General features: G+C 58.0%; 19 protein-coding genes. 11 read left to right on the top strand and 8 right to left on the bottom strand.

Going from position 1 to position 21,544, the window contains the following annotated elements; translation table 11 throughout:
- Window positions 1-14 precede the first annotated feature (14 nt).
- From OVA03_RS08610 to OVA03_RS08600, 3 genes are all read left to right on the top strand, one after another.
- Window positions 15-1,427, top strand: coding sequence for a DPP IV N-terminal domain-containing protein (locus OVA03_RS08610; RefSeq protein WP_267523679.1), 1,413 nt, complete (start codon window positions 15-17; stop codon window positions 1,425-1,427).
- On the top strand, window positions 1,342-2,349 hold the full coding sequence (locus OVA03_RS08605) for a S9 family peptidase (RefSeq protein ID WP_267523677.1): 1,008 nt from the start codon (window positions 1,342-1,344) through the stop codon (window positions 2,347-2,349). Before OVA03_RS08610 ends, OVA03_RS08605 begins: the two co-directional genes overlap by 86 nt.
- 133 nt (window positions 2,350-2,482) lie before the next feature.
- Window positions 2,483-3,919 carry a hypothetical protein gene (locus OVA03_RS08600; RefSeq protein WP_267523676.1) on the top strand — a complete coding sequence of 479 codons (1,437 nt, stop codon included), beginning with the start codon at window positions 2,483-2,485 and terminating at the stop codon, window positions 3,917-3,919.
- Window positions 3,920-3,946: 27 nt separating this feature from the next.
- On the opposite strand, the gene OVA03_RS08595 is transcribed toward OVA03_RS08600, so the two are convergent.
- Window positions 3,947-5,395, bottom strand: coding sequence for a DNA-3-methyladenine glycosylase 2 family protein (locus tag OVA03_RS08595; RefSeq protein ID WP_267523674.1), 1,449 nt, complete (start codon window positions 5,393-5,395; stop codon window positions 3,947-3,949).
- Between the two features lie 244 nt (window positions 5,396-5,639).
- Between OVA03_RS08595 and OVA03_RS08590 the strand changes: the two genes are divergently transcribed.
- The 3 genes from OVA03_RS08590 to alkB are packed head-to-tail and all read left to right on the top strand — an operon-like array spanning window position 5,640 to window position 7,530.
- The gene (locus OVA03_RS08590) at window positions 5,640-6,173 is read left to right on the top strand and encodes a methylated-DNA--[protein]-cysteine S-methyltransferase (protein ID WP_267523672.1); all 534 of its coding nucleotides are present in this window, start codon (window positions 5,640-5,642) and stop codon (window positions 6,171-6,173) included.
- Window positions 6,160-6,885 (top strand): 2OG-Fe(II) oxygenase, encoded by a 726-nt coding sequence (locus OVA03_RS08585; RefSeq protein WP_267523670.1) that lies wholly within the window; start codon window positions 6,160-6,162, stop codon window positions 6,883-6,885. Before OVA03_RS08590 ends, OVA03_RS08585 begins: the two co-directional genes overlap by 14 nt.
- Complete coding sequence (alkB, locus tag OVA03_RS08580; RefSeq protein ID WP_267523668.1) at window positions 6,886-7,530, top strand: DNA oxidative demethylase AlkB; 645 nt, start codon at window positions 6,886-6,888, stop codon at window positions 7,528-7,530.
- Here the strand turns inward: alkB and OVA03_RS08575 are convergent.
- Together OVA03_RS08575 and OVA03_RS08570 are read right to left on the bottom strand one after the other, a co-directional pair.
- Window positions 7,523-8,278 carry a helix-turn-helix transcriptional regulator gene (locus OVA03_RS08575; RefSeq protein WP_267523666.1) on the bottom strand — a complete coding sequence of 252 codons (756 nt, stop codon included), beginning with the start codon at window positions 8,276-8,278 and terminating at the stop codon, window positions 7,523-7,525. The two genes, alkB and OVA03_RS08575, sit on opposite strands and share 8 nt — an antisense overlap.
- A 161-nt stretch (window positions 8,279-8,439) precedes the next feature.
- Entirely contained in the window at window positions 8,440-8,841 is a 402-nt protein-coding gene (locus OVA03_RS08570) for a response regulator (RefSeq protein WP_189485449.1), read from the bottom strand.
- Window positions 8,842-9,307: 466 nt separating this feature from the next.
- On the opposite strand from OVA03_RS08570, the gene OVA03_RS08565 reads away from it, so the two are divergent.
- On the top strand, window positions 9,308-9,706 hold the full coding sequence (locus OVA03_RS08565) for an acyl-CoA thioesterase (RefSeq protein ID WP_267523664.1): 399 nt from the start codon (window positions 9,308-9,310) through the stop codon (window positions 9,704-9,706).
- On the opposite strand, the gene OVA03_RS08560 is transcribed toward OVA03_RS08565, so the two are convergent.
- A complete protein-coding gene (locus OVA03_RS08560) occupies window positions 9,672-11,918 on the bottom strand; it encodes an EAL domain-containing protein (protein ID WP_267523661.1) in 2,247 nt (748 codons plus the stop codon). The genes OVA03_RS08565 and OVA03_RS08560 overlap by 35 nt on opposite strands.
- Window positions 11,919-12,122: 204 nt before the next feature.
- Here OVA03_RS08560 and OVA03_RS08555 point away from each other — a divergent pair, with 204 nt between their 5' ends.
- The gene (locus tag OVA03_RS08555; RefSeq protein ID WP_267523656.1) at window positions 12,123-12,527 is read left to right on the top strand and encodes a YbaN family protein; all 405 of its coding nucleotides are present in this window, start codon (window positions 12,123-12,125) and stop codon (window positions 12,525-12,527) included.
- Window positions 12,528-12,587: 60 nt separating this feature from the next.
- Here OVA03_RS08555 and OVA03_RS08550 read toward each other — a convergent pair whose 3' ends face one another.
- The 3 genes from OVA03_RS08550 to OVA03_RS08540 are packed head-to-tail and all read right to left on the bottom strand — an operon-like array spanning window position 12,588 to window position 16,762.
- Window positions 12,588-13,451: an isoaspartyl peptidase/L-asparaginase family protein gene (locus OVA03_RS08550; protein WP_267523654.1), complete on the bottom strand. Its 864-nt coding sequence runs from the start codon at window positions 13,449-13,451 to the stop codon at window positions 12,588-12,590.
- A gap of 57 nt (window positions 13,452-13,508) precedes the next feature.
- Window positions 13,509-15,077, bottom strand: a complete 1,569-nt coding sequence (locus tag OVA03_RS08545) for an ATP-binding cassette domain-containing protein (RefSeq protein ID WP_267523652.1) — start codon at window positions 15,075-15,077, stop codon at window positions 13,509-13,511.
- On the bottom strand, window positions 15,074-16,762 hold the full coding sequence (locus OVA03_RS08540) for an ABC transporter ATP-binding protein/permease (protein ID WP_267523650.1): 1,689 nt from the start codon (window positions 16,760-16,762) through the stop codon (window positions 15,074-15,076). The genes OVA03_RS08545 and OVA03_RS08540 overlap by 4 nt, the downstream gene beginning before the upstream one ends.
- Window positions 16,763-16,993: 231 nt before the next feature.
- On the opposite strand from OVA03_RS08540, the gene OVA03_RS08535 reads away from it, so the two are divergent.
- The 3 genes from OVA03_RS08535 (at window position 16,994) to cydX (ending at window position 20,043) form a co-directional block, all read left to right on the top strand.
- Window positions 16,994-18,583, top strand: coding sequence for a cytochrome ubiquinol oxidase subunit I (locus OVA03_RS08535; RefSeq protein ID WP_267523647.1), 1,590 nt, complete (start codon window positions 16,994-16,996; stop codon window positions 18,581-18,583).
- 23 nt (window positions 18,584-18,606) lie between these two features.
- Window positions 18,607-19,755 (top strand): cytochrome d ubiquinol oxidase subunit II, encoded by a 1,149-nt coding sequence (gene cydB / locus OVA03_RS08530; protein ID WP_267523645.1) that lies wholly within the window; start codon window positions 18,607-18,609, stop codon window positions 19,753-19,755.
- 165 nt (window positions 19,756-19,920) lie between these two features.
- Window positions 19,921-20,043, top strand: a complete 123-nt coding sequence (gene cydX / locus OVA03_RS08525) for a cytochrome bd-I oxidase subunit CydX (RefSeq protein ID WP_267523643.1) — start codon at window positions 19,921-19,923, stop codon at window positions 20,041-20,043.
- 139 nt (window positions 20,044-20,182) lie between these two features.
- Here the strand turns inward: cydX and OVA03_RS08520 are convergent, their stop codons facing one another.
- Complete coding sequence (locus tag OVA03_RS08520) at window positions 20,183-21,391, bottom strand: SDR family NAD(P)-dependent oxidoreductase (protein ID WP_267523640.1); 1,209 nt, start codon at window positions 21,389-21,391, stop codon at window positions 20,183-20,185.
- Window positions 21,392-21,544: the final 153 nt, after the last annotated feature.

Here is a 21,544-nt window from a genome sequence, read left to right as displayed (position 1 = left end):
TGTCTGGATCGTCCATGAAAAAATACCTCAGCGCGGTGGCCGTGGCTGCCCTCTCACTTGCCTCCACCGCCCCCGCCATGGCCGCAGCCCCGACGGTCAGCGATTATGAACGCTCGATCGGCCTGCGTGAGGCTTGGGTCGGGTTTGCGCAAAATATCGCCGAACCGGGTCACTGGATCGACGGTACGCACAAATATGTCTATCGCCGCACCGTGCCGGGCGGATTTGAATTTGTCATGCTGGATGCCGATACGCAAACCAAGGCTCCGGCCTTTGACCATGACCGATTGGCGGCTGCCTATAGCAAGGCAATGGGTAAAACCTATAGCGGCCTAAAACTGCCGTTTACCGAAAACTTCACCTCCATGCAGATGACCGATGCGCAGACGGTGAGTGCGCGTCTCAACGAGGTGACATGGATATGCACGCTGACGGATTATGTCTGCGCGCGGCAGGTCGATAAGCGCCAGCCGCGTGGCTTTGGGGTTGTGCGTGATCTTAAGGTGCCTGCTGATAATACCCCAAAGCCGTCGCCCGATGGTAAGTGGGTAGCCTTCGTTCAGGGCTATAATATCGCGTTGCGGCCTGCTGCGGGTGGTGCGGTGACGGTCCTGTCGACCGACGGCTCAGAGGGCAATTTCTACGATCCGGAATCGATCGTCTGGGCTCCGGATTCGGGTAAGCTGGCGGCTTACCGCGTAACCCCCGGCTATCGCCGCGAAGTGACACGGGTAATCTCATCGCCGCCCGATCAGGTGCAGCCCAAGGTCGATGTTCAGCTTTACCCAAAACCCGGTGACGCCATCGATATCGACCGGCCCGTCCTGTTCGATGTGGCCGACAAGCGCCAGATCAATGTGCCCTCTGAGCTGTTTGCCAATCCGATTCAGATGGGCGATCTGAAATGGCGTAAGGATAGTTCCGGGGTACGCTTTGAGTTCGATCAGCGCGGCCATCAGCTTTACCGCCTGATTGAGATCGACGCTGCGTCGGGCATGCCGCGCGTGGTTGCCGAAGACACCAGCAAAACCTTCATCAACAGCTATAGCCGCAGTTTGGCGCTGGATGTCGGCGGTGAGGGCAAGGAAGTCATCTGGATGTCAGAGCGTGATGGCTGGAACCATCTTTATCTCTATGACGCCAAAACGGGTAAGGTCAAAAACCAGATCACCAAAGGCGACTTTGTCGTCCGTCAGGTCATCAAGGTCGATGAAAAAACACGCCAGATATGGTTCGCCGCCAACGGTATGCGCCAAGGCGAGGACCCGTATTTTCAGCACTATTACCGCATCGATTTTGATGGTCGCAATCTGACGCCGATCACCAAAACCGATGCCTTTCATGATGTCGCGTTTTCATCGGACATGCAGTTTCTATGTCGATACCTATTCGCGCGTCGATTTGCCGAATATCGCCAAGCTGCATAAGGCCGATGGAACTGAGGTGGCGCAGCTTGAAACGCCCGATATTGCGCGGTTGCTGGCGGCGGGTTTCAAGCCGCCGGAAGTGTTCACCGCCAAGGGCCGTGACGGTAAAACCGATATCTGGGGCGTGATCGTCCGCCCGCAGAACTTTGATCCGAACAAAAAATATCCGGTCATTGAAAACATCTATGCCGGGCCGCACTCGTCGTTTGTGCCTAAGACCTTTTGGCCGTTCGGCCCGCACTCCAGCGGCGATAAGGTCGTGGGGATGCAGGCCCTGGCCGACATGGGCTTTATCGTGGTGCAGATTGACGGCATGGGTACGCTCAACCGTTCCAAGGCCTTCCACGATAAGGCGTGGAAAGATATCGGCGACACCGGCTTTCCTGACCGCATCGCCTGGCATAAGGCCGCCGCCGCCAAGTACGCCTATTACGACATTAGCCGCGTCGGGATTTACGGCGGCTCGGCCGGTGGTCAGAACTCCCTAAGCGCGCTGGTGTTCCAGCCTGATTTCTATAAGGCGGCGGTCGCCTATGCGGGTTGTTTCGACAACCGCATGGATAAGATCGGCTGGAACGAAGCCTGGATGGGCTGGCCGATCGACGACAGCTATTCGCGCTCATCCGGCGTCGATAATGCCAAAAACATGACCGGCAATATCCTGCTGGTCACGGGCGAACTGGATATGAATGTCGATCCGGCCTCAACCCTGCAGGTCGTCAATGCCCTTATCAAGGCGCGTAAGGATTTTGATCTGCTGATCGTGCCGAACGATGGTCATGGCGCGCTCAGAACTACGGGTGATGTGTCCTACGGCCTGCGCCGGCAGTATGATTTCTTCATCCGCCACCTTCAGGGCGAGGTCACCCCGGACTGGAACGCCCTGCCGCAAACCGCCGCTAAACCGGCGACGGGAAAATAGGTTAAGTTGGGCTTCCCTGTATTGCTTGTGACGAGTGCGGACTATTTTCGCTTGATTTTGATCTAAATTGCGCGTTAATTTGTCCTATAATTAACGGCGATAATCGCTCAAAAAGGCAACAGGGATTCAGGAGATGATCAGGAAAGCTATGCGCCATATGGTGCTGGCCGTGGTGATGTGTGCATCGCTCATGGCCGCTTCAGGTGCGGAGGCCCAAACCAGCGCCCGTCAACAGGAACGCGAGCGTCAGGCCGCTCTGATACGCGAACGCGATGCTGCCGAAGCGCTTAAGGTGACCGCCCGACTGATCGCAGACAATCAAATTCCGTGTGAAATCACCGAGGCGGGCACTCTGCCCGCCGTCGAGATTGTGCAGGACGTTAAGTCCGTGGCGGCTGATGTCTATGAGGTGGTCTGCAAGGATCAGCGCGGTTATGTGCTGCTGAGCGCGAAATCAAAACTGATCGGCGATCCTATGGGCTGTCTGCAGGCCGCAGAGTTGGCTAAGGCATCGCCGGGAAGTCCGGTCTGTAAACTTAAGGCCAACCGCGCGGCCCATTACTGGCTGACGGATACGGCCAAAGCCAAAATCCCGAACTGTCAGATTGCCGGGGCGCGTTTCATCAGCCACAGCCCCGCCACCAATACCGAAGTCTATGAGATCAGTTGTAAGGGCGTCTCCGGCGGCATTTTCACTGTCCCGACCCATAAGGCTGCTGATAAGACTGTGGGGTATCTCAACTGCCTCAAAACCGCTGATACGGCGCTCAAATGTGAACTGACGACACAGGAACTGGCCACCCAGACCCTGAACCCTCTGGTCAAAAAGAATGTGCCCGACTGTACGGTGGCCAATGCCCGCTTTGTGGGCGCCACCAAGGACGCCGAATATTATGAAATCGGCTGTCAGAGGAAGGCCGGTTTTGTCATGGTGACCGACCTTGACGCCGGTTTCAAGGCGACGGTCGGCTGCGATAAAGCGGCCTCGATCGGCGGCTGCAAATTCACCGATACGGCGGCTCTGGCGGCGGCGGGTAAGGCGAAAGCCGATGAGGCTAAGGCTAAATATCAGGCAGCCTATACGCAGGCGCTGAGCCAAAATAACGTCGCCTGCACCTTCACTGATTTCCGTCGCATCGGGCGTGACAGCGCCACCAATCGCGATGTGGCTGAGTTCAAGTGCCCGGAAGCGGCCCATGGCCTGATGGCCTTCATTCCCGATGCGGGCAAGACGGAAAAGTTTGAGAGTTTCGACTGCTATGTAGCCACCGTCAACAAACTCGACTGCGCGCTTACGACCGCCGATGAGCTTAAGGCTCATCTGCAAACCCTGTCGGTAGGTCACAAGTCGATTAAGCCCGACTGCGTGATCGGTGAGGCCCGCTATGCCTTTGAAAACGCCGGGCAGGTGGTGATGGAAATCGCCTGCGTCAACACCCGTGGCTATATCGCCGTGCTGAACAAGGCGCGCACCGCCCTTAATCCCGCCGTGCCCTGCCACATCGCGGCCACCAATCCGGGGGTTCCGGAAAAGTGCTCGATCAAGGGCAATGGCACTAAACAGGATTAAATCACGCCGGACCTCGGCCAAATGCAACTAAGCACGATTCCAGATGTGCATGACGGCATAGGCGCGCCATGGCCGCCAGTTCTGCGAGGCCGCTTCCGCCTGTTTTGGCGTCAGGCGTTTAGGCAGATCGCGGCTGAGGTTATTGAGCACAGCGATGTCTTCCTTTGGGAAGGCGTCCGGCCATCTTAAGGCGCGCATGGCGATATAATGGGCAGTCCATGGACCAATGCCGGGGATGGTGGTGAGCTGTGCCACGACCGTTTCTGGCTTGATCCCGGCCTCCAGGCTCAGTTCGCCTGAGGATACCTTTTGCGCGACTGCAATCATGCATTTGGCGCGGCGGCTGATGATGCCTAAGCGGGCAATGTCGTCGACCGTGGCGGCAGCGATCCGTTCCGGGCGCGGACTAAGGCGGGTCAGGCCCTCGATCGGGGTGGTGACCGGCGCACCGAAGGCTTCGGCAAAGCGGCACGACAGGGTGGTGGCCGCCTTGACGGTCACTTGCTGGCCCAGAATGGCGCGCATGGTCATTTCAAAACCGTCAAATGCCCCCGGCACGCGCTGGCCGGGATTAAGTTCTACCCACGGTTTGAGTAGGGGGGCTTCGGATAGTCGCGCGGCGATCACATCGGGACGGGCCTGAAGGTCGAACAGGTTTTTCAACCGTCCCAAAAACGCGGGCAAGACCGGCAAAAGGGCGGGCGCGATATCGACCATAAGGGCGTTTTTGTGCGCAGCATTTTGCACCTGTACCCAGCCGGTGTGGCCGCCCAGCTCAATCGTGCGGGCATAAAAATCCTCACCGACGACATCGACACCGGTCATGACGCGGCCTTTCAGAAAGGCCAGTATGCCGTCCCAGTCATAGGGCGGGCGATAACTCAGTTGCAGCGATAAGCTATCCGAATCGGCGGCACCTGCCGATTTGCGCAAGGCCGAAGGTGTCAGGGCGTAGTGTTTCTGAAAGGCATCATTGAACCGGCGCAGGCTGGAAAACCCGCTGGCAAAGGCAATTTCGGTTACCGGTAGCCGGGTTTCGGTCAGTAATTGCTTGGCCAGCAGCAGCCGCCGCGTCTGGATCAGCTCAATAGGGGACACCCCCAGTTCCGCCTGCACAATGCGCCGGATCTGACGAGCACTCAGGTCGAACTGGTCGGCGATGTCCTCAAGTCCGCTGTCGCCCGAAATAACGCCTTCTTCGAGCCGGTGGGCAATCAGGCTGGCGATGCGACCAGAATCATCGATGGGGGCCAGACCCGGTGCCAGTTCAGGCCGACACCGTAAGCACGGGCGAAACGCGGCTTTTTCGGCAGCTTCGGCACTGTCAAAAAAGCGGCAATTATCGGGCTTTGGCTTTTTGGCAGGGCATATCGGACGGCAGTAGATGCCGGTCGAGGTGACGCCCATAAAGAACACGCCGTCAAAGCGCACGTCGCGGGCCAGTGAGGCGTTATAATAGGTATCTTCGCGGTTCATGGGAAAAAGACTAGCATGTTTTTGAGCGCGTACCGGCCATTTTCGGACATTATATTTACGCTCAAACGCCGCGAGGCTCGTCGCAGGGGCGACGGCGGGCGGTCGCCCTTGCCAAGCCAAAGATTGGCTTGGAGGTATAATTTCACAAACGGGAGAACGCAAATATAATGTCCGAAAATGGCCGGTGTTAGAATTCATTATTCGCCATAATCGACCTCTGATATAATCCTGCCCGGAGGCGCTTATGCCCAAAAGTTCACCACCTGCCGAAACCATCCATTACGCCACAGGCCCGTCCAGTCTGGGGGCGGTGCTGGTTGCCCAAAGTACCGCCGGTCTGTGCAGTGTGATGATCGATGACGACCCGAAGGTTTTGCGGGATCAGTTGACCCTCAGATTTCCCGATGCCGAACTGATCGAAGACGTAGCTGGGCTTAGAGCCGTTTTGGCGCAAGCCATCGCCCTGATCGATGCGCCCGCTGCGGCTTATGACGGCCCGCTTGATCTGCGCGGCACGGCATTTCAGCAAAGCGTATGGCGGGCCCTGATGACGGTGCCGGCGGGGCAGACCCTGACCTATTCCGAATTGGCGCAGCGTGTCGGTAATCCAAAGGCCGTGCGCGCGGTAGCTGCCGCCTGCGGCGCCAACCGTATCGCGGTCGTCATTCCCTGCCACCGCATTATCGGGAGAAACGGATCACTTATCGGCTATCGCTGGGGGGTTAAGCGCAAACAATCCCTGCTGCAACGTGAGGAGAGAGGTAATGGATACGCTTGATCTTTCCATAGTGCGCGACAATCCGCGTCTGGCCGACACACCGCGTCTGATGCGCGAACTGGATGCGCAGGGCTGGGGCCTGCTGCCGGGCCTGATCAGTGCCGAAGAGTGCGCTGATCTCAAAAACCTGTGGGCGGCCGACCCGGCGTTTCGCAGTCACATCCATATGGCGCGCCACGGCTTCGGTAAGGGCGAATATAAATATTTCACCTATCCCCTGCCGCCGCTGATCTCGACCCTGCGTCATGAGCTTTATGAAATGCTGGCCCCGGTCGCCAATCGCTGGAACGCCTATATGGATATTGCCACGCGCTATCCTTTGCGGCTTGAAGAGTTTCTGGCGCGCTGTCACGAAGCGGGGCAGGGGCGGCCGACGCCGTTGCTGCTGAGCTATCATGACGGTGATTATAACTGCCTGCATCAGGATCTGTACGGAGAGCATATTTTTCCGCTGCAGGTGGTCGTGCTGCTGTCGGAGCCGGATGAGGATTTCACCGGCGGGGAACTGGTGCTCACTGAGCAAAGACCGCGGATGCAGTCACGGGCTGAGGTTGTGCCACTGTATCGGGGCGACGCTGCGGTCATAGCCGTGCATCACCGTCCGGTCAGGGGGACGCGCGGCAATTACCGCGTCACTATGCGTCACGGCGTTAGCCCGATTCGCACAGGTGAGCGCTTTGCCGCCGGTATTATTTTCCACGATGCGGCCTGAATGGCGGAGACTCTGGATTTATTTGGGCAGAGCGGCCCGCAAGCCCTAAGTGACGGGGCCGTGCTTATACGCGGATTTGCTCTGGCGCAGGCTGAGGCCTTGATCGCCGACATTGAGGACGTGGCAGCACAGGCTCCGTTTCGCCGCCTGATGACACCGGGGGGCAAGCCGATGTCGGCCGCCATGACCAATTGCGGGGCTGCGGGCTGGGTGTCTGATCGGCGCGGCTATCGCTATGAGGCCTGCGATCCGCAAACCGGCAGGCTATGGCCTGATATGCCGGACGGGTTTCGTGACCTGGCGGTTGAAGCCGCGCAGGCAGCGGGCTTTGAGGGGTTCGATCCGGACGCCTGCCTGATCAACCTCTATGGGCCGGGGGCGCGTATGTCCCTGCATCAGGACCGCGATGAAACCGATCTCAGCCAGCCGATTGTGTCGGTGTCACTGGGACTTGAGGCGGTCTTCCTGTGGGGCGGTATGGCGCGGACTGATCCGACACAAAAGATCATCTTGCGGCATGGCGATGTGGTGGTGTTCGGTGGGGCTTCGCGGCTCAGGTTTCATGGCATCGCCCCGCTGAAACCGGGCCACTGTCCGGGCATCGGCGCGCGACGGTACAACCTGACCTTTCGGCGGGCTATTTGAGAATACCAGCCCCGACGCCGTAAATGGCGGCGGCCACCCGGTCGGTGACATTCAGCTTGGCATAGATGCGGCGCATGTGGGTGTCGATGGTGTGGGTTGAGACCTCAAGGATGTTGGCGATAACGCTGTTGGACTTTCCCCGCGCCACCCAACTGAGGATTTCGACTTCACGCGGCGACAGGTCGGCTTGCTTTGACTGGCTTTGCAGGATCAGGTCGCAATAGCGTAAATGAGCCCCCTGAAAGATGATCTGCAATTCCTGACGTAAAACCGCAGGGACGGCCATTTTGATTTCAGGTAGTCCGACCGAACACAGGGCGCGCCGCCCCATCGGCCCATAAAGCGGAAACGCCAGACCGTCACCCACATTATAGGCCAGATAATTCGTCACATACTTACGGATTTCCGGTGAGGTCGTGGTGTCGCGCAGGTCTTCGTTCATAATGTCAGACCAGCAGAATGGGGTGATGGCGGTGCGCGCATACTCCATAACCGGCGAGATACTGATGTAATCATTTTCTATGAAGTGCGCGACCCAGTCCTGGGCAAAGCCTTCGGAGGCAATCAGGGGCTTTTCCTGATCAAGTGCGCCCAGCGGTGGGATATGCATGTAGGTCAGGCTGGTGAAGCCCTTCCGGGCGCGAAACTGATTGAGTAACGCCCATATGTCATCGAAATTTTCGGCACGGTGAATCCGGTCCAGATAGTCCTGAAGACCCGGTTCATCACTCTTTGCTGCCCGGCCCATGACTCCCGCCCCATGTTTCGGTCACGCGCTATCGGGATTCGATTGGCGTCGAACCCTGTTTAGCCCATGCGGGCGGCGGACACCACATCAAAACAAGGCTGTCCCTTTCAAGTCAGCGTTATCAGCGGTGGAATGTATCCGGCTCCGGTTGCCCGGCCAAGTTACCCAGCCAGAGCCAGACCGTCCGTGTGGCCAAACAGCATGTCGGGGATAAGCCGGCACAAGGCGTTGGCGCTCAGCGGACGGTGAAGGAAGTGATCGCATCCGGCATCAAACAGACGCTGGATGATCTGACGCGACGGATCGGTGGTGGTCACGAGCGCCCTCGGTTTGACCTCAAGGCCGCTCATCCAGTCGAGTAGTCCCAGAGCATTGATCCGCGACGGCTGATGGTCGATCAGCACGGCACCATACGATTCGCCAGCCAGTAAGGCCTTGGCTTCGGTTTCGGAGCGGGCAATGTCGAAATCTGCCCCAAGGGCTGTCATCATATAGCGCACGAACACCAGATTGGCGTCGCAGTCATCAATGATCAGCAGTCGTGGAAGAGGGGCGGTGGTCACAGCCGTAATCCTTATGGGGAACAAAAGGTACGCTTGAACTGATCGTGAGGCATTCCGGAAAAATTAGCGGTTTTTATGGAAAGCCTGCACGCGATACGCAACATTCCGTTGCACGGGGCCATGTACTCAGGGGGGGAGCGGCACATTGACCCCGCACAGGAACAAAGAAAAACGCCCTTTGCTCCATCAGAGACGCGCACTCATAACGTCTCAAACCGGATGTTCGCTTTATGAGGGAATTATCCGTGGACGTCATGTCACGTAGTTACGGGACACCCTATCCTTAAGGGTTTTTGAGGCTGACGGTACGCAAAAGGTATGATGTTAAAGCTGCCTGTGGCGCGAGTGTATACTATGTATGCATCATAAGGTTTTGTTTTTATGAGTATCTTGCCCTCATGGTATGTGGCCGCTATTTTGACCAGCCACTGGGTAAACTATGGTTTATCCAAAATCGGAGACAGGTATGACCACTCAAGACGCCGCACCGTTTGTTATCGAAATGAAGGTGCGTGATTCGGAATGTGACGCCCAAGGCGTGGTCAATAACGCCAATTATCTGGTCTATTGCGAACATGCCCGCCATGAGTTTCTGGAGGCGCACGGGGTGCATTTCAAGGATCTGGTGGCGCGTAATATCTTCCTGATGGTGGCGCACATGGATCTGACGTTTCTCTCGCCGCTTACCGGCGGGGAGCGGTTTGAAGTAGCCTCAACCGTTCAGCGCCATGGCCCGCGCGCGCGGTTTGAGCACGTCATCACGCGCTTGCCGGAACGGACCGTGTGTCTCAAAGCCCATGTCGATGTTATCTGCAAGATCGATGGCAAGCTTACGCGCGGGACATTTTTTGAGGCGTTTGGCTGAGCGACGTTGAGGCGGGGTGGGCCCACAGCGACAGGTAGGACGCAATCGAAGCCTGCGGCATGGGCCGTCCGATCAGAAAGCCCTGGGCCTCGTCGCAGCCATTGCTGCGCAAAATCTCAAGCTGGCTTTCGGTTTCGACCCCTTCGGCCAGTACCGGCACCCCGATAGCATGACCCAGACCAATGACGGCCCGCACAATGGCCTTGGCATGGCCGTTGCGTTCCAGATCACTGATGAAGGCGCGGTCGATCTTGATCTTGTCGAACGGGAAAATCTGAAGATAGCTGAGCGACGAATAGCCGGTGCCGAAATCGTCCATGGCGATGCTGACGCCCAGCATCTTGAGACGTCGCAGAATATGCAGCGCCCGGTCAGTATTCTGGATCAGCACACCTTCGGTCACTTCCAGTTCCAGCCGTGACGGCGCAAGCCCCGTGCGGATCAGGATGTCGTGGACGTGATGGGCCAGATCGCCGTCAAATATCTGTAGCGGCGACAGGTTGACGGCGATGGTGAGCGGCATGTCCCATGTGGCGGCGGTGGTGCAGGCTTCTTTCAGTATCCACTCGCCCAGAGGCACAATCAGCCCGGCTTCTTCGGCGATGGGGATGAAAATGTCGGGGGCGATGGCCCCAAATTGCGGATGGTTCCAGCGCAGCAACGCCTCAAAGCCCAGCACAGTCTGATCGCTCAGACGCAGTTGCGGCTGATAGGCCAGAGATAATCCGCTGGCCCCGTTGGTCATGGCGTCGCGCAGGTCGTGCTCAAGACGGCGGCGGTGATTGACGGCATCGGCCATGCTGGCGTCAAAGGCGCAGGCCCGGTTGCGGCCTTCGCTTTTGGCACGGTAAAGGGCCATGTCGGCATGGCGGATCAGAAGGTCGATATTGGCGGCATCCTGCGGGTAGAGCGCATAGCCCAGACTGGCGCTGACCATGCCCGCCGTCAGCGGGACGTGATCCATGATCGCGTTGCGCACGGCATGGATCAGGTGTTCGGCCCGCAGTCTGGCGTCTTCGGCAGACTTTACGCCGGTCTGGAGCAGCATGAACTCATCCCCGCCAAGCCTCGCAATGACATCGGTCTTGCTGGAATGTTCGATCAGGGTGCGCGCCACGATTTTGAGCACATCATCACCGACCGGATGGCCCAGAGTGTCATTGACCTCCTTAAAGCGGTCGAGGTCGATAACATGCAGCGCCAGTGCAGATTTACGGCGGCGGGCGCGGATAGCCTCTTCGCTCAGGCGGCGCTGAAAAAAGGTGCGATTGGGCAGGGCGGTCAGGGCATCATGGTGGGCCAGAAACTGCAACCGGTCTTCATAGTCACGCTTTTCAAACGCCAGCGCACACAGGCGGGTGCAGATATCGACCATGCTTTGCATGAACGGGGTTAGGGTGATGGCGCTATGGCTATAAAAGGCAAAGGTACCCGCCACGCGACCGCACTTGTTTTTAACCGGTGTCGACCAGCAGGCATTGAACCCCATGGGCGCGACCAGTTGGGTATAGCCTTTCCATAGCGGGTCGGTGGCGATGTCGTTGACCAGCACCGGCTCCCCGCGATAGGCCGAGGTGCCGCAGGAGCCGACCGATGGGCCAATCGGCACCCCATTCAGCGCCTGTTTATAGCTGTCGGGCAGTTGCGGTCCGGCCAAAGGGCGGATGCGCCCGTCCTCGTCAATCCGCTGGATCGACATGGTAATGCCAGGCAACAGCTCTTCGGCCTCAAGGCAGATCAGGGTCAGGATGTCGCTTAAGGCCTTGTCCTGAATCAGAGCCTCCAGCACCTTTTGTTGCAGGCTCTCGTACAGCTTGCCATAGGTGATGTCAGTAACGGTGGCCACTAGCCACAGCTTGCCTGCGTCATCGCGAACCTTGGTGACGGAAAAACCGCCCCAGATCGGGTGATGATCGCGATTGTAAAGCAGGACTTCGCCATCACATGAGGATTTGCGGCGCAGGGTTTTCAGGGCGCTTTCAATCGCCCCGCGTGAGGCCGGTTGATCACGGCACAGATCATAGATTGAGCGCTTAAGCAAGGTGCGGCGGTCAAGTCCGGTCAGGGCGGAAAAGGCATTATTGGCGTAAATAAACCGTCCGCGCACATCCATGACGATAACCGCCACATGGGTCTGGTGGATCGCACCGGCCATGAGGGCGGAGATACTGGCGGGAATAGTGTCGTGCGTATTCTGGCTCTGTCCGGTCATCGTACCTGCCGTGTAATTATCAAATAGCGCGCAAACTGACGCAAAGCCTAACAGGACAGGTTGAATAAAGTGATAAATGTTAAGCTTAACGCTCCGGTGAAGCCGTACGTGCCCTAATGTCGCAGACACGGATTGCGGCTTTCTTTCCCTTTGGACTCTGCTAAGGTGTGAGAATGAGTTGCACAAAGGGCGCTAAGGTTTGTCATGAGCGCTGATGATCCAACAAATCCGGCGGATAAGTACCGTATGACGCCTGCGCGCCTGATCTGGCTGGTGGCCGGGTTGGTCATGGTCGGGCTGGGGATTGTGGGTGCGTTTTTGCCGCTGATGCCATCGACCATTTTTTTGATTATGGCGGTGTGGTGCTTTGGCAAGTCCTCGCCCCGGCTTGAGGCGTGGCTGCTTAACCATCCGCGCTTTGGGCCGACCTTGCGTAACTGGCATGAGCGTAAGTCCATATCCCGCCCGGCCAAGGTCATGGCGCTGGGGGGCATGGCTGTGGGCTACGGCCTGTTCTACTGGGGGGCGCGACCGAATATTTACGTGGCGGCGGGGGTGTTGGTGGCTATGGCGGCCTGTGCGGTCTATGTGGCGAGCCGACCGGAATAAGCCGTAAGCGCATCCCAAAAAGTGTGCAGCGGTTTTTGGATTCAGATGCGCGACAAAAAATTAGAACGCTTCGGATTGAATGTCGGTATCGCCGCTAAACCATGCTCGTTTCATCCCGGCTGAGCGGAACGGCACCTGCACTTCGCCCGTTCGGCTGACGCTGATCAGCCCGCCTTCGCCGCCGAAATCGACCACTTCTTGCAGAGCCGCCGCGGTGGCCTCACTTAAAGACTGACCGGCCTTCAGGCGGTAGGCTATCTGGGCTGCGACCTGCGCGCGGATGAAATATTCGCCCTGACCGGTGCAGGAGACGGCGACCTCCGCGTCGGCCCAGGTGCCTGAGCCAATCACCGGTGTGTCCCCGACCCGGCCCGGTAATTTGCCGAACACGCCTGCGGTTGAGGTGCCCGCTGCAAGATTCCCGTAGCTGTCCAGACACACGCACCCGACCGTACCGTGCGCTAACGTCCCCGGCGGGTGATTGGACTCGAACAATCCGGCGCGGGTGAAATAGGTTTCGGGATTGCTCAGGGCTTTAAAGCCTTGGCTCTGTGCAAACCGGCGTGCGCCGTCTCCAGCCAGAAAGACATGGGGCGTGCGCTCCATCACCGCACGGGCGACATCGATCGGGTTGCCGTAACCCTGCAAGGCGGCGACGGCCCCGCAGGATTTGTCGACGCCATTCATGATGCTGGCATCCAGTTCAAACTCGCCGTTGAGGTTGGGTGAGGCACCCTTGCCTGCTACATAAAGCCCGGAATCCTCCAGCGCGCGCGCGGTGTCGGTCACGACATCCAGCGCCGTCGCTCCGCCCATAAGCGCCGTGCGGGCCGCCTCAGCAATACGGCGCATATCAGCGATTTCGGCGCTGTAGTCGCGGCCAGCCTTGGCACCGGCACCGCCGTGAAGGGCAAAAGCGATCATGTTCGTCTCCGGTATCGTCTCTGGTGAAACTGCCCTTATCTCCGCGTCCGGGCGGGGTCAATCCATATTCAAAGCGTCACGGCACAGACGGCGGGGCGCAGGCTTATGGCTGATCAGGATCAGGCCGCGTGGTTCGGCGTTCAGCCGCGTCTCCAAGGCATCAATCAGGCGGGTTTCGGTCATGGCATCCAGCCCTTCGGTCGGCTCATCCAGGATCAGGATCGGCGCATCGCGCAACAGGGCGCGGGCGATGCCGAGGCGCTTTTTCTCGCCGCCCGATAGCGTAACCCCGCCATCGCCAATCCATAAATCAAGCGGTTTTAACGTCAGTTGCGCATCGCTAAGCGCCGCGATCATCATGGCGTCAAGCTCGGCTTTTGAGTAGGTTTTAAGGGCCTCGGTTGAAAACGCCATCTTGAGATTGTCGCGGATGGTACCATTGAGCGGCGTGGCATCCTGCGGGCTTAGGGCGAACAGGCGGCGGTCAAATTGGCCCTGGTTTGCCTCGGCGGGGCGCAGCCCCATTAGCGTCTCAACCAGCCGGGTCTTGCCCGCCCCCGACGCACCGGAAATCAGCAGGCGGGTATCGCGATCCAGCCGGAAGCTTTGAACCTTAGCGGTCAGCAGGCCTTCGGTAAGGGAGGCCTTGCTATTGGTGGTGTGTGGCATGGCCTGATCGTACAGATCAGCGACACGGGTTTCGGCTTCATCAAAAACACGCTTTTGGCCAAAGGCTTTCAACAATGGCGCAGAACTTTCAAACCCGACGGTAACCGCCAGCACCGCCAGCGCCAGCAGGGGCAGGTCATGGCCGCGATGGGTTAGAAACAGTACGGCTAAGGTCACCCCCATGACCACCAGCGACACACTTTGGATCAGGCCGTCCAGCGATATCTGACCGGATTTTGCGGCGGCCAGATCGCCTTCCCGCGCGGCCATATCGGCCAGCAGGCGCTCGCTCAGGTCATAGGCGGCAATATCCGGCGTCAGGGGCAGAATCTCAAAGAACCGCTGTTTCAGACCGCCCAGAATGGCCTGTTCGCGCTGAGCCTGATCGTGGCGGGCGGTTTTCTGTCCCAGCCACATACCGGCCCCAAGTGTCACCCCCAGACCGGCGATGAAAATAGCGGCAGCCCACGGCGACAGAAACAGACTTAAAGACACTGCCGCGATAATCCCGCCGATAGCCGATGCAGGCGCACTTTGGGCTACCAGCCGGTTTTCCAGCACGGTGATGTCCTGCACAAAGCGGGCGGAGGTCTCACCACGGCTGAGTTTCAGAGTGTATTGTGGATCGGCGGCGGCGATACGCGAAAACAGGTGCGGGCGCACGACCGCCAAAGCTCGCAAGGCCGCCGCATGGCCGCTGTAGCGTTCGACGTAGCGCAAAAGCGTGCGTGCAATGGCCAGAAAGCGTATGGCCGCACTGGGCAGCAGATAGTTGAACATCTGCACCGCCACGCCACCGACAGCCCCGGCAATCGCGGCCCCGGCCAGAAACCAGCCCGATACCCCCAAAAGGCAGACGGCGGCGACACTGACCGCGGCGGCACTTAAACCTGCGGTCATCAGATCGCTGCGGAACGGGCGGGTGGCCTGCTTGAAATAGGTCTTAAAGGCGCTCATAGCGGCACCACCTTATCCGCCAAAGCTTTCAGGGCCTTAGAGTGGGTGGCCATGATGACGGTGCGGCCTGTGAAACCCCATATCAGAGCCGCGATAATGTCAGCTTCTGCGGCGGCATCCAGATCGGCGGTCGGTTCATCCAGTATCAAAATCGGCGCGGGTTTCAGCAGGGCGCGCGCGAGGCCAATCCGGCGGCGCTCACCACCCGACAGGCCCGATCCGCGCTCATCCAACAGGTGATCCAGCCCATCCGTCCGTGCGGCAATGATGGCCGACACGCCAGTGATATCAAGCACAGCCTGCATGTCGGCATCCTTTAACGCGGTGTTCGACAGCCGCAGATTGTCGCGAATAGTTCCGGCCACTATCGGCGTGTGTTGCGACATCCACGCAATCGACGGCGCTATGGTCATGCCAGCAGTCAGCGGCGCTCCGTCGATCCGGATATGACCATCAAACGCCTCAGACGGGTTGAGCAGGCGGCGCAGCAGGGTCGATTTGCCGGAACCGGTATCGCCGGTTATGGCCACGACTTCACCGGGTGCGGCCTCAAAACTAACCGGCCCGATGCGGTAATCGGGATCATCCTCAAAACGGGCGACCACGTTATCAAACACAATCGCCGGGGCGGCTGTGATCGGAAGGATCGTGGCCGCATCACTCAGGCGCGGGGTAAGCTGCATCAGCCGCTCGGTCGCCGCCACGGCGGTTTGCTGATCATGATAGGCGGCACTGAGGCGGCGCATGGGGGCATAGACTTCGGGGCTCAGGGCCAGCGCAAAAAACGCCGCCGTAAAGGCATCTCCACCCTTGAAATCCAGAACCTCCGCCACCGGAAATGGCAGGAGGCCGAGCAGGGCAAAACCGCAATAGACAGCGACCAGCGCCACGCCCAACGCGCTGAAAAACTCCAAAATCCCGGAGGCGGTAAAGGCGATTTTCAGCACGCTTAAGGTGCGCTCGGACACTTCGCGGGCTGCACGGTTAACGGCGGTGGTCTGGGCGGGGCCATTATCAAAGCTTAAGATCAGTGGCAGAGCGCGCATGCGGTCGGCAAACAGGCTGGACAGACGCGATAAGGCATCAAGCTGCTGACGCGATTGGGCAGAGGTCGTCAGGCCTGACAGCGCCATCAGTGCGACAAAGGGAAGCAGTGTGCCCATCAGGATCAGGGCCGACAACGGGCTCATCACCGCCACGACCGCAATCAGGATCAGCGGCGTGATCGCCGCCAGAGTGCGCGCCGGCAGAAAGCGGGCGTAGTATCCCTCCAGCGCTTCGGTATCTTCAAACAGTGACGTAAGTTTTACCGCGTGGGTTGCGGAAAGTCCTTGGCTGCGCAGCAGTCTTCCGGTAATATCCATACGAACTTTAAGGATAATGGCGCGCGCTGCCCTGTGGTTAAGTTTTTGAATTAAATAGCCTAAAACGGCTTTGGCGCAGAGGGACGCCACCAGAATCAGCACCGGCCCAAAAAGATGCGCTCCACCTGTACCATAAAGCCTTAGACCGCCCAGAATGGCGCTTAAGGCACCGGCAAATCCGACGACGGCGGCCACGTCTAACAGGCTCAGCATGGCCGCCAAACGTGACGGGCCTGTGGCCAGGGTTTGCCACTGTCTGAGGCATCTGGCGGGCTTTAGTTCCGGCGGGGGCGTAGCTGAGGTGCCCGTGGGGTGCGACATTTGGTTCCTGTATCTGGCGTGAGCTTACTGTTACAGCGCGGACATTAGGGCGCTTCGGGTGGGCTGTTAAGTGATTTTGGCTCTCAAAAGCGTCGTGAAATTAGTCAAGCTGTCTGTGCGTGTCTATTGTCATAAAGGTTTCACACGGATTTCGTGACACTATGCCGCATGACGGGAATACGATTTGTATAGGATAATTATCGGAATGTTGAACGGGCACGGGGAATTATTATGGATTTAAGTACCGTCGAGTTATCGCGTCTGCAGTTTGCTTTGACTGCGCTTTATCACTTCTTGTTTGTGCCGCTGACGCTCGGCCTGTCCTTCATGCTGGTCATCATGGAAAGCGTCTATGTGCTGACGCGGCGCGAAATATGGCGGACCGTCACCCGTTTTTGGGGGACGCTGTTCGGGATCAACTTCGTGCTGGGCGTGGCCACGGGTCTGACCATGGAGTTTCAGTTCGGCACCAACTGGTCGTATTTTTCGCACTTTGTCGGCGACATCTTCGGAGCCCCGCTGGCGATCGAAGGGTTGATGGCTTTTTTCCTGGAGGCCACCTTTGTTGGTCTGATGTTCTTTGGCTGGGATAAGCTGTCGCGGGTCGGGCACCTGATGGTGACCTTTCTGGTGGCGCTCGGTACCAATCTGTCGGCCCTGTGGATTCTGATCGCCAATGGCTGGATGCAAAATCCGGTCGGTGCGGAGTTCAATCCGGCCACCATGCGCATGGAAGTTAATGACTTTATGGCCGTGCTGTTCAACCCGATCGCTCAGGCCAAATTCGTCCATACGGTGTCGGCCGGTTATGTCTGTGCGGCGGTATTCGTGCTCGGCGTTTCGGCCATCTATCTGCTTAAAGGCAAGTGGGTGAGTGTCGCCAAGCGTTCCATGGCGGTGGCGGCGGCCTTTGGTCTGGCGTCCTCCCTGTCGGTGGTCGTGCTGGGCGATGAGTCAGGCTATGCCCTGACCGATAACCAGAAGATGAAGCTGGCCGCGTTAGAGGCTATGTGGCACACCGAACCGGCACCGGCGGGGCTTACCCTGTTTGGTATTCCGAACATGCAGACCCAGCATACCGATCTAGAGATTAAGGTACCCTATGTGCTGGGCCTGATTTCGACCCGCAGCCTTGATCGCCCGGTGGTGGGTATTCTCGATCTGGTCGATCAGGCCGAGGCCCGCATCCGTTCCGGTATTTTGGCCTATGACGCGGTTGAAAAGCTCAAAGTCAATGACACCGACATCGCTGCCCGCGCCCAGTTCGAAGCGCACAAGCGTGATCTGGGTTACGGCTATCTGCTAAAGGCTTATGTCAGCGATCCGCGTAACGCCACCAATGAGCAGATCGTCAAGGCGTCACTGGATGTCATTCCGAACGTGCCGGTCATGTTCTGGACGTTCCGGATTATGGCGGGCATCGGGGTGGCTATGATTGCTCTGTTTGCGGCGGCCTTCCTTCTGGTGTCGCTGCGTAAGGCCGAACATACGCGCTGGTTCCTGCGTCTGTGTGTGCTGGCTATGCCTCTGCCGTGGATTGCTATCGAAGCGGGGTGGATGCTGGCCGAAATCGGGCGTCAGCCCTGGGCAGTCGAAGGGGTTCTGCCGACCTTTATGGGCGCCTCTTCCCTGACCAAGTCGCAAATCTGGATGACCATTGTCGGCTTTACCCTGATGTACGGTACGCTGGCGGTCATCGAGGTCAGGCTGCTGCTCAAAACGATCAAAAAAGGCCCCTATGCCTCCAAGATGGGCCACATGCACGACGAGGCCGAAGCCAGCCCGCTTGAGGGTGGCAAAGGCGTCACCGGGCCCGCTTAAACAGATATTCAGGAAGAATAATCATGGAAATACCTTTGGATTTTGAAACCCTGCGCGTTATCTGGTGGGCTCTGATCGGCATCCTCCTGATCGGGTTTGCCATCACCGATGGCCACGATATGGGGGTCACCGCCCTGCTGCCGTTTGTTGCGAAAACCGACGAGGAGCGCCGCGCAGTCATTAATACGGTGTCGGCGACCTGGGAAGGCAATCAGGTCTGGTTCATCCTGGGTGGCGGCGCCATCTTTGCGGCCTGGCCGTTTGTCTATGCGGTCAGTTTCTCAGGCTTTTATCTGGCGATGTTCGTGGTGCTGATGGCCATGATCCTGCGGCCGGTCGGCTTTAAGTACCGCTCCAAGCGCTCGGGTAAGGCCTGGCGACGGAACTGGGACTGGGCGCTGTTTGTCGGCGGCTTTGTACCGACGCTAGTTTTCGGTGTGGCCATTGGCAATGTCCTGCAAGGGGCGCCGTTCCGTCTCGACAGTGATCTGCGTATTACCTATGAGGGCGGTCTTTTGGGGCTGTTTACGCCGTTCACCGTTTTGTGCGGTCTGACCTCGGTGGCTATGGTGGTGCTGCAAGGGGCGACCTGGATCGGTCTGAAGCTGGAGCGTGGTGAGGCTCATAAACGCGCCATGACCTTTGGCTTTGTCGCCGGTATTGCTCTGATCGTCTTGTTTGCCATCGGCTTCCTGTTCCTCAAATTTGGCAATCTGGGTTATCAGGTGGTCGGCGATGTGGCCGCAAGCGGGGCTTCTAATCCGCGCCGCGCCGAGGTCGTACCGATGGCGGGCGGCTGGCTTACCAACTACGTGACCTATCCGTGGATGTGGATCGCGCCGATTGTCGGCTTTGCTGGCCCCGTGCTGGCGCTGGTGGGGCTTAAGGCTCGCTCTGAGGTGCTGGCCTTTGGCGGATCGTCGCTGGGGATTTTTGGCATTATCGGTTCGGTCGGTGCGTCCATGTTCCCGATCATCCTGCCGTCGACCTTGGATGCCAAGTCCAGCCTTCTGGTCTGGACGTCCTCCAGTTCGCATCTGACCTTGTTCATCATGCTTTTGGTGACGCTGATATTTCTGCCGATCGTGCTGGCCTATACAGCATGGGTTTACAAGGTTCTGTTTGGCCGGGTGGGGATCGAGAACATCAGGACGAACCCGGACATGTATTAAGATCATGGGGGGAAAAACTTTCCCCCATGTGCCCCCTTTGTTTGTCTCATGGGTAAACCCAGGTTTCCCCATGACCCCCTTCCTGATATCGAGGAAAATTTCTTGGGGCGGCCCGTTGAAATTTTCCGCTTTTTTATTCGGCGTTGCCGAAATGGAGATTAGAAAATGTGGTATTTTACGTGGGTTTTGGGCTTAGGTCTGGCGGTGACCTTCGGCATCCTCAACGGCATCTGGTTTGAGTTTCTGACCGAAGACGATCCCGATGCCGAAGATCCGTTTAAGGATTAAAGCGCATTGGCTACGCCTAACATTGTTTCCGAAAAGTGTGCAGCGGTTTTTGGACTCAAATGCGCGTTAAAACTAAAACTTTAGAGCAAAATAAAGCCCCGGAAGATGACTTCCGGGGTTTTATTATTTGATACGTGGTTTACTCGGCGGCGGCGGTTATGTTCACCTGCGGCCGGTGGATCTTGTTCACGAACGAAAACAGGAGAGAGCGCACCAGATCATCCTCCGACTTAGAGGCGATCTGGAATAGACGCTCCAGGTCTTCCGGTTCGATGACATGGGTTTCGTTCTGGCTGACAACCTCAAAGATGCCGGGCATGACTGGCGCCTGTGTTTCGTCAATATCCGTCAGATCTTCGGTCAGCTTTTCGCCGTCACGCAGGCCGATGAATTTAATTTCGATATCGCGTCCTGCCTTGAGGCCATAGAGCCGGATCATGCGCTTAGCCAGATCGACGATCTTCACCGGCGTGCCCATTTCCAGCACATAGAGGTTCGGCATATCAGCTTTGGACTTGGTGTTCTGTAACGCCGCCTGCAGTACAAGTTGAACCGCCTCAAGGATCGTCATGAAAAAGCGCTCGGCCTTGGGGTCGGTGATGGTGATCGGCCCGCCGCGCTCAATTTGGGCGCGGAACAGCGGCACGACCGAGCCGGTCGAGCCCAACACATTGCCAAAACGCACGACGCAGGCCTGAGTGTAGGCAGAAGATTTGAGGCCATTATGACGGATCAGATGTTCCGCCAGACGCTTAGTAGCCCCCATGAGCGACGACGGGGCCACGGCCTTATCCGACGAAATCATGACCAGTTGAGCCACCTTACAGGCATTGGCGACTTCGATCAGATTTTGCGTGCCCAGCACATTGGTCAGCACCCCCTCGGACGGGTTTTGTTCAACCATCGGGACGTGCTTTAAGGCAGCGGCATGAAAGATAATGTCGGGGCGCTCCGTCCGCACGATGGTCATCAGGCGTTCCTTGCGACGAATGTCACACAGGATCGCCCGCTTGGTCATGCCGAACCTGGCCTTAAGGCTTAGGCTCTGGTCGATGGAATAAAGCGCCAGTTCGGAATTTTCAACGAGGCTGACATGCGTGGCCCCCATTTCGGCGACCTGTTGGGCAATCTCGGAGCCGATCGATCCGCCGGCGCCGGTAATGAGTATGCGCTTACCCTTATAGAACTGCTTGAGTTCACTGAGGTCAAGGCTCACCTGCGGGCGATGGAGGAGATTTTTGTAGGCGATTTGATCGTCACCAGACGGAATGGTCAGGCGCTGCGGCTTTTTTCCGAAAAAAGGTGTGGAGGCCAAAAGGCGCAACATCTGGAAATGCACAGGGCCCATCTAATCCAAACCGAAAAATAGTCTAACGAAATCAATCAGCACTCAAATCACAAAATCAGCCTATCATAGCAAAGGTAAATGACACTAATAAAATGCCTAATTGCGTAGATTTCGGAGCTTTCTGTGGTTTTTGTGTTTGATAATGAGTTCGCT

It is taken from the genome of Asticcacaulis sp. SL142 (genome assembly GCF_026625745.1).
GTDB lineage: Bacteria > Pseudomonadota > Alphaproteobacteria > Caulobacterales > Caulobacteraceae > Asticcacaulis.
The sequence above is the reverse complement of the archived record's forward strand: the minus strand, read 5'-3'. Positions and strand labels throughout refer to the sequence as shown.

What these genes read in the sequence shown, in the direction of transcription:
- OVA03_RS08520 (WP_267523640.1), bottom strand. Translation starts at nt 21,391, where the DNA reads ATGGGCCCTGTGCATTTCCAGATGTTGCGCCTTTTGGCCTCCACACCT.
- cydB (WP_267523645.1), top strand. Translation starts at nt 18,607, where the DNA reads ATGGAAATACCTTTGGATTTTGAAACCCTGCGCGTTATCTGGTGGGCT.
- alkB (WP_267523668.1), top strand. Translation starts at nt 6,886, where the DNA reads ATGGCGGAGACTCTGGATTTATTTGGGCAGAGCGGCCCGCAAGCCCTA.
- OVA03_RS08555 (WP_267523656.1), top strand. Translation starts at nt 12,123, where the DNA reads ATGAGCGCTGATGATCCAACAAATCCGGCGGATAAGTACCGTATGACG.
- OVA03_RS08560 (WP_267523661.1), bottom strand. Translation starts at nt 11,918, where the DNA reads ATGACCGGACAGAGCCAGAATACGCACGACACTATTCCCGCCAGTATC.
- OVA03_RS08605 (WP_267523677.1), top strand. Translation starts at nt 1,342, where the DNA reads ATGATGTCGCGTTTTCATCGGACATGCAGTTTCTATGTCGATACCTAT.
- OVA03_RS08545 (WP_267523652.1), bottom strand. Translation starts at nt 15,077, where the DNA reads ATGAGCGCCTTTAAGACCTATTTCAAGCAGGCCACCCGCCCGTTCCGC.
- OVA03_RS08575 (WP_267523666.1), bottom strand. Translation starts at nt 8,278, where the DNA reads ATGGGCCGGGCAGCAAAGAGTGATGAACCGGGTCTTCAGGACTATCTG.
- OVA03_RS08595 (WP_267523674.1), bottom strand. Translation starts at nt 5,395, where the DNA reads ATGAACCGCGAAGATACCTATTATAACGCCTCACTGGCCCGCGACGTG.
- OVA03_RS08565 (WP_267523664.1), top strand. Translation starts at nt 9,308, where the DNA reads ATGACCACTCAAGACGCCGCACCGTTTGTTATCGAAATGAAGGTGCGT.
- OVA03_RS08585 (WP_267523670.1), top strand. Translation starts at nt 6,160, where the DNA reads ATGGATACGCTTGATCTTTCCATAGTGCGCGACAATCCGCGTCTGGCC.
- OVA03_RS08600 (WP_267523676.1), top strand. Translation starts at nt 2,483, where the DNA reads ATGATCAGGAAAGCTATGCGCCATATGGTGCTGGCCGTGGTGATGTGT.
- OVA03_RS08590 (WP_267523672.1), top strand. Translation starts at nt 5,640, where the DNA reads ATGCCCAAAAGTTCACCACCTGCCGAAACCATCCATTACGCCACAGGC.
- OVA03_RS08535 (WP_267523647.1), top strand. Translation starts at nt 16,994, where the DNA reads ATGGATTTAAGTACCGTCGAGTTATCGCGTCTGCAGTTTGCTTTGACT.
- cydX (WP_267523643.1), top strand. Translation starts at nt 19,921, where the DNA reads ATGTGGTATTTTACGTGGGTTTTGGGCTTAGGTCTGGCGGTGACCTTC.
- OVA03_RS08540 (WP_267523650.1), bottom strand. Translation starts at nt 16,762, where the DNA reads ATGTCGCACCCCACGGGCACCTCAGCTACGCCCCCGCCGGAACTAAAG.
- OVA03_RS08550 (WP_267523654.1), bottom strand. Translation starts at nt 13,451, where the DNA reads ATGATCGCTTTTGCCCTTCACGGCGGTGCCGGTGCCAAGGCTGGCCGC.
- OVA03_RS08610 (WP_267523679.1), top strand. Translation starts at nt 15, where the DNA reads ATGAAAAAATACCTCAGCGCGGTGGCCGTGGCTGCCCTCTCACTTGCC.